The organism is Acidobacteriota bacterium (genome assembly GCA_039028635.1).
Classification (GTDB): domain Bacteria; phylum Acidobacteriota; class Thermoanaerobaculia; order Multivoradales; family JBCCEF01; genus JBCCEF01.
This window is the reverse complement of the sequence record JBCCHV010000006.1, coordinates 23,680-36,270: the sequence shown is the minus strand read 5'-3', so window position 1 is coordinate 36,270 and position 12,591 is coordinate 23,680. Positions and strand designations below refer to the sequence as shown.

The 12,591-nt window shown below is 66.6% G+C and carries 9 protein-coding genes; 4 read left to right on the top strand and 5 right to left on the bottom strand.

The window, feature by feature from the left end:
• Nucleotides 1-28: 28 nt before the first annotated feature.
• Nucleotides 29-2,221, bottom strand: coding sequence for a Na-K-Cl cotransporter (locus AAF604_04055; GenBank protein ID MEM7048804.1), 2,193 nt, complete (start codon nucleotides 2,219-2,221; stop codon nucleotides 29-31).
• 255 nt (nucleotides 2,222-2,476) lie between these two features.
• Here AAF604_04055 and AAF604_04050 point away from each other — a divergent pair, with 255 nt between their 5' ends.
• The 3 genes from AAF604_04050 to AAF604_04040 all read left to right on the top strand — a co-directional run bounded on the left by AAF604_04050 (nucleotide 2,477) and on the right by AAF604_04040 (nucleotide 5,743).
• A complete protein-coding gene (locus AAF604_04050) occupies nucleotides 2,477-3,031 on the top strand; it encodes a dihydrofolate reductase family protein (protein ID MEM7048803.1) in 555 nt (184 codons plus the stop codon).
• A 47-nt stretch (nucleotides 3,032-3,078) separates the two neighbouring features.
• Nucleotides 3,079-4,197: a DUF4097 family beta strand repeat-containing protein gene (locus tag AAF604_04045; GenBank protein MEM7048802.1), complete on the top strand. Its 1,119-nt coding sequence runs from the start codon at nucleotides 3,079-3,081 to the stop codon at nucleotides 4,195-4,197.
• A gap of 130 nt (nucleotides 4,198-4,327) precedes the next feature.
• Nucleotides 4,328-5,743 carry a M12 family metallo-peptidase gene (locus tag AAF604_04040; GenBank protein ID MEM7048801.1) on the top strand — a complete coding sequence of 472 codons (1,416 nt, stop codon included), beginning with the start codon at nucleotides 4,328-4,330 and terminating at the stop codon, nucleotides 5,741-5,743.
• 437 nt (nucleotides 5,744-6,180) lie between these two features.
• Here the strand turns inward: AAF604_04040 and AAF604_04035 are convergent, their stop codons facing one another.
• Genes AAF604_04035 through AAF604_04020 form a run of 4 tightly spaced genes read right to left on the bottom strand, consistent with a single transcriptional unit; the run spans nucleotide 6,181 to nucleotide 10,669 of the window.
• Nucleotides 6,181-7,731: a PepSY-associated TM helix domain-containing protein gene (locus AAF604_04035; protein ID MEM7048800.1), complete on the bottom strand. Its 1,551-nt coding sequence runs from the start codon at nucleotides 7,729-7,731 to the stop codon at nucleotides 6,181-6,183.
• Nucleotides 7,728-8,054, bottom strand: coding sequence for a hypothetical protein (locus AAF604_04030; GenBank protein ID MEM7048799.1), 327 nt, complete (start codon nucleotides 8,052-8,054; stop codon nucleotides 7,728-7,730). The genes AAF604_04035 and AAF604_04030 overlap by 4 nt, the downstream gene beginning before the upstream one ends.
• Nucleotides 8,055-8,063: 9 nt before the next feature.
• A complete protein-coding gene (locus tag AAF604_04025) occupies nucleotides 8,064-8,384 on the bottom strand; it encodes a DUF3325 family protein (protein ID MEM7048798.1) in 321 nt (106 codons plus the stop codon).
• Nucleotides 8,385-8,389: 5 nt separating this feature from the next.
• Entirely contained in the window at nucleotides 8,390-10,669 is a 2,280-nt protein-coding gene (locus tag AAF604_04020) for a TonB-dependent receptor (GenBank protein ID MEM7048797.1), read from the bottom strand.
• A gap of 401 nt (nucleotides 10,670-11,070) precedes the next feature.
• Here AAF604_04020 and AAF604_04015 point away from each other — a divergent pair, with 401 nt between their 5' ends.
• Entirely contained in the window at nucleotides 11,071-12,360 is a 1,290-nt protein-coding gene (locus AAF604_04015) for a hypothetical protein (protein ID MEM7048796.1), read from the top strand.
• Nucleotides 12,361-12,591 lie beyond the last annotated feature (231 nt).

Below are 12,591 nucleotides of genomic sequence, written 5' to 3'. Positions count from 1 at the left end.
GTGATCGCTGCCGTCGTGGCTCGATCGACTACAGGAGCTGTCCGGTGAAGGGCCCGGCGGCGCGCACCAGAACCACCGTCGGCAGGTCGCCGACGAGCTCCATCAGGCGGCGCGCGTAGGCCTCTTCCTCACCGGCCTTGACGGTCTTCAAGCCCAGGAAGACGGCGTCGGCGTTGTAGGACTCGCGCTCGATGATGCTGCGCACGGTCTCGCCGTTGGAGCGCTCGATGACCTTGGTGTGGGCCTTGATCCGGCAACGCTCGATGAGGGCGGTGAGGCCGCGTTGGGTCTGGTCGAGGGTCATCTGGTTCGAGGCCACCGTCTTGACGGCGAGCTGAACGCCGGACCACTCGCGGTTGAGGGACACCAGGTAGGCGAACAGCAGCAGCATGTCGCCGTTGTTCTCGAGGCCGCCCCACCAAATGTCGATGCGGCGCTGGCGGCGGGCCCACTTGCGCTTGGCGATGCGGCACAGAATCGTCGACTTGCCGAGGGAGGCGGCGCCGCGGGCGATGCGCAGCATCTTGGTCAGACGCTCGAGCTGGTCGCTCCAGCCGAACATGATGGTGTTGGACGCCAGGCCGGCGATGCCGTTTGCCTGGCAGATGTTGAGGGCGCCGGACTCGAAGTCGCGCGCGATCTCGACCTCGGCGAAGGCCACGATGCCGTGTCGGTGGAGGAACTCGTTGGTGCGTTGATTGTGCTCGGGGATTGCCGGCGCCAGCTCTTCGAGGTCGCCGATGAGGAGCTCCGAGACGGTCAGGATGCCGCGGTTTTGATTCAGCCAGGAGGAGAAGCGGATGAGCTCCAGGCGGCGCTGGGCGTCGTCGGCGAAGACCAGGATGTGGGGTCGCCAGTTGCGCGGATCCATCGGCAGGCGGCGCAGGCGCAGCAGGGTGGTGCGCACCAGGGACATCAGGGCGCCGTAGCGCAGGTCCCCCCAGGAAGCGCCGAGGGAGCGGCGGCGCAGGGCCAGGTAGACGGCGGTTTCGACCACGATGGCGACGGCGGCGGCCAGCGGATTGATCAGGATCATCACCCAGACGCAACCGAAAGCGCCGAGCAGTGAGATCACCCACGGCACCGAGATGGTGGGGCGGAAGGACGGCGAGCGACTGATCTTCTCGATGCCGGCCACCAGATTGATGACGCCGTAGGTGGTGAGGAAGAACATGGTGAGGATCGGGGCGACGGCGTTGAGGCCGCCGAGGCCGACGGCGGCGAGGGCGACGGCCGTCGACAGCAGGTGGGGAAGCTGTTTGCCGATCGGTAGGCCGAGGATCTTGGGCGGCATGGCCGGAACCACGCGGTCGCCGGCCAGCGCGTCGAGGGTGCGCGGCGCACCCAGAATGCTGCCGAGGGCCGACGACAGGATGGCGCCGAAGAGGCCCGGGAAGATCAGCACCGGGACCGCCGCCAGCTTGAACCAGATGAGGTTGTCTTCGGCGAGACTCTGCGGGTCCGCCGCGGCGGCGAGGGCGAAGGGGACGGTGAGGTAGACGGCGAATCCGACACCGACGGCGTAGAGGGTGCCGCGGACGATGCTGCGCGTCGGATTGGCGAGGTCCCCGGAAAGGCTGATGCCCGCCATCAGGCCGGTCACTGCCGGGAAGAACACCGCGAACACCTGCCAGAAACCCACCGCTCCCGAGTCCAGGCCGCTCCACAGGGGGACGCTCTCGGACACTCGCCCGGCGGCGCCGATGAACAGCGAGATCAGGGCGAGGGCGATGGCCACCATGATCGGCACCTGCGCCTTGAGGGCGAGATGGGCGCTCTTGCCGGCCAGCAAGGAGACGACCAACACGGTGGCGGCGGCCACCGGTCGCATCGGCAGCTCGGGCCAGAACAGGCGCAGACTTTCGGCCAGGCCGAAGGAGTAGAGGGTGACCGAAAAGGTCTGGGCGAGGAACAGCGGAATGCCGATGGCGCCGCCGATCTCGAGTCCGAGGGAGCGCGAGATCATGAAGTAGGCGCCGCCGGCGCCGACCTGCATGTTGGTGGCGATGGCCGAGACCGAGAGGGCCGTGCTGACGGTGATGATATGGGCCAGCAGGACGATCGCCAGAGCCCCCATCAGGCCGACATTGGCGACCACCCAGCCGGTGCGGAGGAACAGGACGACGCCGAGAATGGTCAGGATCGACGGCGTGAAGACGCCGTAGAAGGTGCTCAGGCCGGCGTTCCGCGCCGCTGCGCCGCCGTTGCTGCCGAGGGCCATGACTAGAGAAAGGAGAGACGGGAGGCCGGGAGTGCGCCCGCAAAAAGTCCGGCGCGGATGGGAACAGAACGATCGACAATCATCACATCGATTCCTGGCAGGGTCCGGTCGGCCCCTCCCGAGGGACCCCGCCATCGAGACAACCGCGCTATCTTAGCCTTTCGCGACCGCTGGTGTCGGAAATCGGCTCTCGGCCGAGGTGGTCGCGAGCCTTGGTCGGGCTGGGTCGAACAACTGCACTCCGAAGGGAGATCCGTGGAAGTCGTCTACTACGTGGCAGCCAGTGTCGATGGCTTCATCGCGACGGCCGATGGCGGCGTCGACTGGCTGAGCCCGTTTCAGGGGCCCGACGAAGACTACGGCTACGGCCGCTTCATCGCCGGCATCGATGTGCTGTTGATGGGCAGCCGAACCTATGAGCAGGTCTTGGGCTTCGGAGCGTGGCCCTATGAACAACCTAGCGTGGTGTTCTCGTCCCGGCTGCCGGCAAGTGACGTCGCCGGCGTCGAGGTGACCGCGCGGGCCATCGGGCCGGTTCTCGAGGAGCTTGCCGCAGGGGGCCACCGCCGGGCCTGGCTGGTCGGCGGCACGGCCCTCGCCACCTCCTTCCGACGGCTCGGCCGCATCGACCGCTACGAGCTCTTTTTGATGCCTCGGTTGCTCGGCCGAGGGGTGCCCCTCTTCGAGGCGATCGCGACTTCCGAGGATCTTCTGCTCGAGGCCAGCAAGAGCTACTCGAACGGCGTTCAGCACCTGCGCTATGGTCGGCGGCAGAGCCAATCTGGAACTTTCTCGGAGAAGATTCCGTAGGGGCTAGGAAGGTTGGAATGGACGGACACTCGCGAGAGGAGAGAATCATGTTGCGCCAAGCGCCCCGCTGGATCTTGCTCTGCGTCGCCGCCCTGGCGATGCTCAACGTTTCCTGCACCTATGACATCGAAGCCGGCGTCTCCGGCCCGGTGGCGACCGAGAGCCGGACCCTCGAGCGGACCTTCCCGGCGGACGTCCGCCTGGCCAATCTCGCCGGGACCGTCGAGATCGTCGAAGGCTCCGGGAGCGAGGTTCGGGTGACCGCCGAGATCCACGCCAAGGGGGACTCGGACAGCGAGACCCAGGAGCTTCTCGAAGGCATGGATTGGATCGAGTATCGCACCAAGAAGGGGGTCGACCTGTGGGCCCTCTCCTATCCCGTCGACGAGCACCGGAAGTTCTCCTATCCCCGCAAGGGCATGGGGCTCCTCCGGTACGGTAGCTCGAGCTCCTATTACCTGGGGAAGAAGGTGACCGTCACCCGCAAGCCCTCCGGAGCTCCAGTGCTCTATGCGCACCTCACCATCGAGGTGCCGTCCGGTGCCGATGTCGGCATGCGCAACCTCGTCGGTGGGATCGAGGTCGAGTCGTTGCAGGCGTCCCACGACCTCGACACTGGCTCCGGCGACGTCACCCTGGCCGATCTCGAAGGTGACCTGATGGTCGACACCGGCTCTGGCAACGTTTCGACCGGCTCCGTCGATGGCGATGTCGGGATCGACACCGGCTCCGGCGATGTCGAGATCGCCGCCGTCCGCGGGGGTGAGCTGGAGGTCGACACCGGCTCTGGCAATGTACAGGTGAGCAGCGGCCGGGTGCGCAGCGTGATGATCGACACCGGTTCCGGCAATATCCGGGTCGAAGACTTCGACGCCGAGGAAATGGACTTCGACACCGGTTCCGGCAACATCACTGTCGACAGTCCCCTCGACTGGGCCCGCAAGGTGGTGGCGGACACCGGCTCCGGCAACGTCACCATCCTGGGCGATGCCGAGGCCTCCTTCAAGATTCGCTCCGACCAGGGCAGCGGTAACCTGACCATCGGCTACCGCGACGCGGAGCTGATCAAGAGCGGTCGCGAGCTGGTGGGGGCCGAGCGCGGCGACCAGCACACCCGCATCGATGTCGACACCGGTTCCGGCAATGTGCGCCTGAGTCCGCGCTGATCCAACGGATCCGTTGCTGAAAAAGGCCCTGCTCTGCGGAGCGGGGCCTTTTTCGTTTCCGCTGGTCGCCGGATGTCGATTCAGCCTATGATGAATCCCGCTTGGGGCCGCAAGCCAGGAGAGGCTGGATATGACGACTCGTCGAGGCGCCGGTGGCGCGCCGATCGCTGCTCTCGCCGCCGCGGCGGTGAGCCTCACGGCCCTTGTTGTCCCTCCCGCCCCAGCCCAGGTGCCCCAAGCCCAGCCGGACACTGGGCCTCGCGGCGCTACCGTGCCGTGGCGGCTCGATCGCAGTCTGACCGAGGTGTTCGAGAGCTCTACCCTCGTGATCCCTGCGCTGTCTCTCTTCGCCGGCGAGGTGCCGGTGCGGTTGCAGCTCGAGCGCATGCAGGTCTGGAAGCCGGGGGCGCGGGTGACGGAGATCGGTTCCGGTGGCGAGCGCACCCTCCACAAACCAACCGCGCGCCGCCACTTCCAGGGGCGGGTGGCCGGAGAGGAAGACTCTCTCGCCTTCCTGGCGGTCGACGCCGAGGGTCGATGGCGGGGTTTGGTGTCGGCCCAGGAGCAGCTCTTCCTGCTGGCCACGCCGCGAGGCGGTGCGGCCGCCATCGAGCTGGCGGCGGTCGGCCCGATCGCTGCCGATTGGAGCTGCGGCAACAGCGCCCTGCCGGCGCCCTTGCGAGGCTCGAGCTCGGTGTCGACGGTGGCGGCCCCAGGCAATGCGATCTCGGGTCGAGGAGCCGGTCGGCCGACGGCGGCGGATCTCGCCGTCGAGACCGATGCCGAGTTCTTCGACCGCCTGGGGTCCGCGAGCGCCGCCTCCGCCTATGTGGCGGATTTGGTGGCGGCGGTTTCGGCGATCTTCTTGCGCGATATCGACGCCGTGCCCCAGATCAGCGATCTCTACCTCTACAGCGGCGGCACGAGCTCCGATCCTTGGACCGCCACCAGCGTCGTGCCGGCGGTCTTCGAGGTGCGGGACTACTGGCTCGCCAACCGTGGCGAGGTCGAGCGCTCGTTGGTCCACTTCCTCACCGGCAAGGCGATGGGGGGCGGTGTCGCCTTCGTCGGCAGCCTGTGCGACACCGTGATGGGCTACGGGGTGACCGGCGAGATCAGCGGCCGGTGGGAGCCTTCGAACCCGCTGGCGGTGCTCGATCTGTTCACCTTCTCCCACGAGCTCGGCCACACCTTCGGGTCTCCCCACACCCACTGCTACAACGACAGTCCGCAGCCGGGCGATCCGCCGATCGATCGCTGTTGGGGGAGCCAGGACGGCTGCTACAGCGGCCCAGTCAGCATGCCGGTCGATGGTGGGGGCATCATGAGCTACTGCTCACTGCAGCCCGGCGGCACCAGCAACGTCAGCCTGTGGTTGGGGCGAGCGGGATTCTACGGCGAGCGCAGCGAGCGGGCGCCGCAGCGCATGCGGGCCTATCTCGACAGCGTTGCCTCCTGCCTACCGGCCTTCGTCGAGACGATCTTCGAAAACGGCTTCGAAACCGGCGACACCAGCGGCTGGGACGCGACCGTCGGCGGTCCTTGAACTCGCGTCTGCGGCTCTTCAGCAGCCTGCTAGCAGGTTGCTGAAAAACTCATCGGCAACCTGCGACCGAGCCCAGAAGGGCTCGGCGGCGGCTCAGCCGCCGCGACGGGAGAGGAGGCCCAAGAACCGCGCTTCTTGGGCCGGAGCGGGACGCGCAGTCAGGGGCGCGCAGCCCCTCTCGGAAAAAACAGCTAGCAGCGCTGAAAAAGTTCAGGTTCGAGGACTTCCGGCCCGCGTGGGACCCCGAGCCCAGCGGGCGAGGCGGCGCCGAGGGCGCCGAGGACGGGGCCGCCCTGGATTGGGGTGAAGGCGCGCGACATGCGCGTAGCCGGGCCGCGTAGGCCTGAGGGGGGCGCCTTTTAGCCCCCCTGGCCGGGCGCCCCTGAAATAGACAGCAGGCGCTGAAGAAGCCGCCACGCGGCTTTTTCAGCAGCCTGCTAGCTGGGGGACTCCGACGGCGTCAGGGACTGGCTCAGCTCCGGGGCCGGCTGGCGGCGCTTCGAGCGCCGCGGGGTGACGACGCTGATCGCCAGCGTGCAGGCGGCGAGGGCCAGGAAGGTGAGGTCGATGCGGATCACCTCCGGCGTGAGCAGCGGCGACATGGTGAGGTCGCCGGCGGCGGTGAGGGCGAGAAGGGCGGCGGTCAAGAAGCCGCCGGCGCGACAGACCAGGAATCCATTGGGAATCACGTAGGCCACGATGAGGCCGAGCACCCAGGTGCTCCAGAAGACCGGCTCGAGAGATTCCGCCATGAAACGGCCGGCGGCGATGGCGGCGGCCGATGCCACCACCTGGCCCACGCAGACCCCGAGGGTCAGCTTGGAGAGCCAACGATGGCGCGGCTTGGCCCCGACCTGGCGTGGCGACGGCTGGCGCTTCTCGAGCCAGATCAACGAGCCGCTGACGATGCCCAAGGACAGAACCAGGCCCGAAATGAAGTAGAGCAGCTTCAGGCCGAGGCCTCCGAAAAGGGCGTAGTGGACCGGCTGCATGGCGCCGAACAGACGGGAGCCGGCACCCTTGCCGGTGAAGGAGCTGCGATGGAAGGTCTCGCCGCTCACCAAGCTGATGCGGTGGGTTTCACCGGCCACCAGCTTGCGGTAAGGGGTGGGCTCGAGGTTGAGCCCGACCTCCGCCGACTCGTCACCGTAGTGGCGGAGCAGGAAGCTGTGCGCCTCGAATCCGGGATTGGCCGCTTCCGTGGTCTCGGCGAGCTCCGCGATGGAGAGCATGATGGCCGGGTTTCCGGTGGCTTCTCGCGGTGGTCCGGAGAACGCTTCCGTCGCCTTCCCGACATCGCCACCGAAGGCGCTCAGCACCATGATCGGGGCGAACAGGCCGAGCAGGCCGATGACGGCGCCGGTGAAGGCCATCACGCCGCCGAAGACCAGTCCCCAGACGCCGGCTTGCTTGTGGAGGTCGCTGAAGCTCATCCGCAGGCTCGGGCGCCAGCGCAACAGGAACAGCTCTTTGAACACCTTCGGGTGGGCCATGGCGCCGGAGATCAACGCCATCATCAGGAAGATTCCGATGAGGCCGACGAGGTAGCGCCCCCAGGGGCGTGGCAAATGCAGGTCCGTATGGAGATGGGTGAGAAAGTCGAAGGCGCTGTCTTCCTTCGTCGCGATCGGCTGGCCGGTGGCGGGATCGAGATTGACCCGGCGCACTCCGGTTTCGCCGAAGGTGCGGGCGTGGAAGGCGGCATTGGCCTCCGACGGTAGCTCGACGAAGACGGTCTCCTCGAAACCACCGAGGTGCTCCTCGGCGTGCTCGATCAGCGCATCGGTGCCGAGGGACTCGGCTCCCGGGGTGCGCCGGAGAGTGGGATTCTCCCAGGAGATGAGGTCGTGCTCGAAGAGGGCGATGGTGCCGCTGAAGCAGCAGACGAAGAAGATCAGGCCGCCGATGACCCCGACCCAAGAATGGATGTCGTAGAACAGCCGATAGCGGCGAGTGTCGAGGCGAAAGGGACCGATGGTCTTCTTCATAGCAAGAGCCCCGCGATGTCGAGGGCGACGAACAGGACGAGCGGCACCAGCGCTCTCAGCCAGGCCCGTCCGGTGGAGGTCGCGAAGAGAATCCACAGCATCACCATCGGCCAGATGAGGACCAAGGCGAGGCCGCCCTGAAAAGCCTGATCGAGGCCATCGAATCCCGGCATGTAGATGGTGATGGCCACGGCGATCGCAAACGACAGCAGGGTACCACCGAGCAAGCTGGCGGTGATCCGGCCGCGCCAGCGAACCTTGGTCGGTGCGCCCTTCGACGCCGCCTTCACGGTCTTGCGAGGGGAGGGGGTAGCCGTTGTCATCGCTCCTCCTCAGAGGATCCAGGCGACCGCACCGGCGGTGAGCCAGAGGACGGCGATCCACAGCGATGATCGCGGCCAAAGGCTCAGCCAGGCGGTGGCGAATAGTGCGGCCAGGGCCGCCCAGATGAGGAAGTAGGCGGCTCCCACTTCACCTCCCTGCTGGGCGATGAAGGCGGCCAAGCACAGGGCGAGGAGAATCCAGCCCGCGAAGAGCACCCACGAACGCCTGCCCGGGTGTCTCGCCAGCGGGCTTTCCTTACCCTGGTGCGCCATGGTGCCACCGAGGGCCAGGCAGGCGGCGAAAACGCCGCAGATGGTGGCCGGCATCATCGCGATCAGAAGCGCACGGTGAACTGCAGGCCACCGGCCCGCGGTGCTCCGAGCTTGCCGAGGTCACGGCCGTCGACGCTCTGGAAGGCGGTCACCGCGTAGGTCTCGTCGCTGACGTTGTTGACATAGCCGATGAGCGAGTAGCGCGCCGTCTCGTAGCCCAGGCGGAAGTTGAGAATGGTGCGCTCGTCGAGCTCGATGTCGTTGTCGACGGTGGCGAAGGCGTCGCCCTGGTAGTTGACGTCGCCGTGGACGAACCAGCCCTTGCCGAAGCGAAAGTTACCGCCGATGGCGGCGGTCACTTCCGGAGCTCCGGCGAAGCGGTTGCCGGAAAGGTCTCCTTCCGTCGCGCTCTGGAAGTCGGTGAACTCGGTGTGGGCGAAGCCGAGGGCGCCGTAGATGTTCCAGCGGCCGACGGCCTGGTAGTTGGTTTCCAGCTCGACCCCGTAGATCTCCGATTCGCCGGCGTTCTCGGTGATGAAATCGAGGGTGCTGGCGCTCTGCTGCACGTTGACCTGCTGATCGTTCCAGGAGCCGAAGTAGAGATTGCCATTGACCACGGCGCGGCCGACGTTGGCCCGGAGAGAGAGCTCGACCAGATCGAGGAACTCGGGATCGAACTCGTTCTGCCGGCCGACCAGGTTGAGCTCGGCGCCGCCGGCGCGGTAGCCGCGCTTGTAGAACAGACTGGAGGTGACGTCGTCGGTCCACTGATGGCTGATGCCCGCCTCAGGCAAGAAGGCATCGTAGTCGGTGGAGGTCGAGATCTCCGAGGTGCCGAGCTGGCTCTCCAGCAGGGCGTTGACCTGGGCGATCGCGCCGGCGAGCTGCGGCGGCAGGCCCGGGGCGGTGGGATCCGGCAGGGTGCTGATCAGGAAGGTACGGCTGAACTGCTCGGAGTCCTGTTCCTCGCTGTCCCAGCGCAGGCCGGCGAAGGCCGACCAGCGCTCGTTGACGTCCCAGTCCCAGTGCGTGAAGACGGCGAGATTGGTGGTCTCGAACTCGGCCGGGAGCTCGCCCGCGACCCGGATCGGGTTGGGGTACAAGGGCAGGAGAAAGGCCGGGATTCCGAGCTCGATCGGCCGCAGGTTGGTCTCTCCGGAGGTGTCGTTGTCGAGGTCCACCTGGGTGTAGTAGATGCCGCTGACACCGCGCACCCGGTCGATGGCGTACTCGAGGCGCAAGTCCTCGGCCCAGTTGCGGTCGACGGCGGTGCGGGCGCGATTGGAGTTTCCGCCACCGGGTGACTGGTCATCGTCGTCGAAGCGGTCGTAATCGGAGTCGAGGTAGGAGGTGATGGAGCGCACGCTCCAGGTGTCGCCGAGGGCCCAGGTCAGGTCCATGGCGAGCATCAGGGACTCGTTGTCCTCGAAGTCGTCGAGGTTCGAGAAGTTCTGCCGCGCGTCGCGATCGGCGAAATCGATGGTGTCGTTGCCGCGGCTGGTCTCGCCGTACTGCACCGAGAACAGAGCCTGCACGCCATCGCCCCGCTCTTGGGGCTGGTAGAGCCACTTGCCGCGCAGCGTGAGATTCTCGCGCGCATCGAAATCGTCTTCGTTACGCGTCGGGTTGGAGACGAAGCCCTCGGTCTCCCAATACTCGGCGGTGAAGCGCACGGCGGAATTGTCGCCGACCTGCGCATTGACCGCTGCGGCGCCTTCCCAGGTCGACTCGCTCGCCGCGCCGAGACGCCAGGAGCTGGCGTTGGTCATGGTCGGGCTCTTGGTCTGCATCAGCACCGCCCCGGCGAGGGCGTTGCGGCCGACGTTGGTGGTCTGCGGGCCACGCAGGATCTCGACCTGCTCGACGTCCCACAGGTGCATTGGACCGAAGCGCTTGGAAAAGCCGGTGAAGGCCACCCCGTCGATGTAGTAGCTGCCGAGCTCGCCGCCGCCGCCGGTGCCGACGCTGTTGTGGTTGATGCCGCGAATGCCGAAGCCTTCGCCGTTGCCGATCTGGTAGACGTTGGCGGTTTGGTTGTAGATGTCCTGCAGCTCACGCAGGGCGGCATCGGTAATGGCATCGGACTGCCAGACGGCGACGCTCTCCGGCGTGTCCTGGAGATCGTCCTGGATCAGGCTACCGGTGACCACGATGCTGTCCTCGACCACCTCCGGTGAGCTCTCCGCGGCCTCTTCGGAAGTCTCTTCGACGGTTTCGGAAACCTCTTCGACGTCTTCCCTGGGCACTGCCTCGGCAGCCTCCGAAGCGAGATCGAAGGCGAGGGTGGAGGGGACGACTAGAAAGAGCGAGGCAAGGCCAGCGACAAAGGAGCAGAGCTTCATGGGGAGATCTCCGAGGACTGCGCGTATCGAGGGGTTATTGAGATGAAGTCTCAATAAGGGCTTTCCTATTTTGGACTCATTTAGTCCTTTTTGTCAACGAAATTGCGCCGTGGAGACGGCGGCGATCGGCCGAGAGAGCCCGCCGGCGGGGCCGCTGCCGGCGAAGAGATCCGGGCACGCGATGACCTGCAAGGGTTACAATGGGTTCTCGGACCCGTGCCCGGGTCCTACTGGCTCCTCGGGGGAGGGTGCTGTCAACTTGCTCTCGGAGCCCGCTCGGTGACGTTTTCGCCGCTCCACTCGGAAATCCGTGGCCCTGGTATCGCGACCGACGAAAAGGTCGGTGGCGTTGACCACTTCCGAGGGGAAGGTTCGTTCGGCGGGATCCAAAGGAGATTGGGATGTCGAGGGATTTGAGCGTTGTGAGGATTTTGCTGCTCTTGCTGGTGGTGTCCGTGGTTCCCGCTCAGGGCCAAGTGATGGTGCAGGGAGGCCAGGTGGCGATCAACCAGGTGACCGCGGGCAATCAGGACTTCGCGGCGATCGACGTCAGCAGCGACGGCGTCTTCGCGGTGTTGTGGGAGAGCGCCGATCAGGATGGATCGGCGGACAACGTTTATCTGCGCCGATTCGGGGCCGATGGGGTGGCCCTCGGCGACCAGATGAGAGTCAATGTCGAGACCGACGACGATCAGCACGATCCGGACGTCGCCTTTCTCAGCGATGGCCGGCTGGTGGTGGTCTGGGACAGTGACCAGCAGGACGGCAGCCAGCGGGGAGTCTACGGACGCTTGTTCGACACCGCCGGCGCTCCGGTGACGGGTGAGTTTCTGGTCAATCAGGTGACCGATGGCGATCAGAACGATCCGGTGGTGGCGGCCGGCCTCAATGGTGGGTTCCTGGTCGCTTGGGAGACCAACCCGGTGGCCAACCCGGCCGAGAACGTCGCCGCACGGCTGTTCGACAGCACCGCCACGGCGGTTGCCGACCAGTTCCTGGTCAACATCACCTTGACCGGTGACCAGGAGGACATCGACGTCGCCTCCGACGGCGCCGGCAATTTCGTGCTGGTGTGGGAGAGCGACGACCAGGATTCCAGTCCCGACAGCATCGTGGCACGGCGGGTCGATGCCTCCGGGGCCCTCCAAGGCGGCGAGATTGCGGTCAACGCGACGTCTGCTGGCATCCACTTCGATCCGGCGCTGGTAGTGCAGCCGGACGGCCGCTTCCTGGTGGTGTGGGAAGAGTTGCCGCCCACCCCCGGGCCCTCGGCCGTCGTCGGGCGCCTGTTCGCCGCCGATGGCACGGCGATGACGTCCGATCTGCGCATCGATGACGGCCAGGGCAGTGCGGAGCTGCCGGGCGCCGCCGGCGGCCCGAGCGGTGACTTCTTGGTGGCCTGGCACGACGACTTCCTCGACAGCGGCGAGCTCACCATCGTCGGACGCCACGTCACCGCCGAGGGCATTCTGCGCGGCGCCGTCGAGCGGCTGAGCCCAGAGGTCGCCGGGGACCAGGCGGTGGCGCGGCCCATCGTGGGGACCGATGGCCGCGGTTTCACGGTCTGGGAGACCGACACGGGAACGGCGATCAACAGCCTCGATCTGTTCGGACGACGTGTCGAGCTGCCGATCTTTTTCGATGGCTTCGAGTCTGGAGACGTCAGCGCCTGGTCGGCGGTGGTGCCCTAGGAACTTGTCGGATGGCGGGCGGCCAGTGCTCTGGCGCCGCTCGCTCAACTCTCCAACTTCGCAATCGTCGGATTACCGCCGCCTCCCACCTTCCGGGGAGGCGGTGGCATCCGGTGCTGCCACCAATGTGACGATCTCGGGGCGGGCCGAAGGAGTCGGCCGATTCGGATTTGACGTCTTTTTGCCGATTCTTGACCGGATCGCATCACTTCGGCTCCCAGCTCCCGCTAG